The organism is Arsenophonus sp. ENCA, assembly GCF_002287155.1.
In the GTDB taxonomy this organism is placed as follows: Bacteria; Pseudomonadota; Gammaproteobacteria; order Enterobacterales; family Enterobacteriaceae; genus Arsenophonus; species Arsenophonus nilaparvatae.
Map to the genome: position 1 here is coordinate 1 of NZ_NHNG01000148.1, position 721 is coordinate 721.

At 48.7% G+C, this 721-nt stretch carries 1 protein-coding gene; it reads right to left on the reverse strand.

The features are described from left to right. Positions 1-582 (reverse strand): toprim domain-containing protein (locus CBG25_RS04085; protein WP_290604791.1); only part of this gene is annotated, 582 nt, incomplete at its 3' end. Positions 583-721 lie beyond the last annotated feature (139 nt).

Consider the following 721-nt stretch of genomic DNA (forward strand, 5'->3'; position numbering starts at 1 on the left):
TTGTACTCTTCCTACGGACAAGACGCCCCGATAGCCATTTTTGCGTCCTTCAATGGTATAGGCACGGGTCATGCTCATGCCATAAATCAAATCGCCTGCGGCTCGTGCGAGTGCTTTTCGGTAAATGCCTTTGAACTGGTGATTATCTTTCAGTTGGGATAGTGCCTTTTTAACGGCTGCGTCGGTGTTGTCATTAATCAGCAAACGCTTAACCGGCTTGCTGTTATCGGTATATTCCAGTAACTCCTCAACCAGCAATTGCCCCTCGTCGTCCGGATCGCCTGCGTGGATAATCACATCAGCCCGATTAATCAGGTCGATGACGGTTTGGGTATGGGCTTCCTTTCCGGCAATAGGCTCATAGCGCAGCGGGTAAAGCTGCAACGGCAAATCTTCGGCTTTCCACTGCGCATAAGCGGGATTGTACGCTTCCGGCTCAATCGATTTCAGGAGATGCCCGTAGCACCATGTCACGACGTTATCGGCTGACTCAAGATAGCCGTCTTTTTTCTGGAAATTACCTCCTAGCGCTTTGGCAATATCCTTCGCCACAGAGGGTTTTTCGGCGATATATAGGTTCATTGTTGTCCCTCGATTTGAAGTAATCCCAAGGCAGAAGCAGCCTCTACAATGGCTGAAAGTTGGTGTGTAGGTAAGTAATGCTTATAGCTAACCCAAGCCGGTTTTATTTTACCATCGACTTCTACCGCACTTTGTCTTC